This is a genomic window from Shewanella submarina (assembly GCF_042646185.1).
GTDB lineage: Bacteria > Pseudomonadota > Gammaproteobacteria > Enterobacterales > Shewanellaceae > Shewanella > Shewanella corallii.
In genome coordinates this window covers 1-677 of sequence record NZ_JBHRTD010000004.1, presented here as the reverse complement: position 1 = coordinate 677, position 677 = coordinate 1, and the positions used below count along the sequence as shown (strand labels likewise).

At 59.1% G+C, this 677-nt stretch carries 1 protein-coding gene; it reads left to right on the top strand.

Annotated elements, in window-relative coordinates:
- Window positions 1–677, top strand: a 677-nt coding sequence (locus ACFOE0_RS03000) for an Ig-like domain-containing protein (protein WP_380711369.1), incomplete at both ends; no start/stop codon positions are given.

The window sequence follows — 677 nt, the reverse complement described above, 5'->3', positions numbered from 1 at the left end:
GTACGGTAGGCGGTGACGTTAAGGTTGGCGACACTGTCACCCTGACGCTGGGCGATGGCACCATCGCCTCTACCACCGTCATTGATTTGGGTGACGGCCTGCTTGGCTTCACCGTTGATGTCGACGCCAGCGTACTGGCCGATGCAGGCAGCAACAGCATTACCGCGTCGGTGACAACCTCCGACTCCGCCGGTAACAGCACCACAGCCACTGACAGCGAAGACTATGGTGTGGACACTACCGCACCGGAAGCCAGCATTGATCTCAATCCTATCGTGGTCGGTGATGACAACGTCATCAACCAGGCTGAAAGTGAAGGCACGGTCACCCTCACCGGTACGGTAGGCGGTGACGTTAAGGTTGGCGACACTGTCACCCTGACGCTGGGCGATGGCACCATCGCCACCACCACCGTCATTGATTTGGGTGACGGCCTGCTTGGCTTCACCGTTGATGTCGACGCCAGCGTACTGGCGGATGCAGGCAGTAACAGCATTACCGCGTCGGTCACCACCACCGATGCCGCCGGCAACAGCACCACAGCCACTGACAAAGAAGGCTATAGTGTTGATACTACCCCTGCCCCGGCCCCACTGGTTGAGTTCCAGGGGGCTGGCGCTGACGATATCTATAACATCGACGAGATTGGCATTGACGGCACCGTCACCGCCAAGATC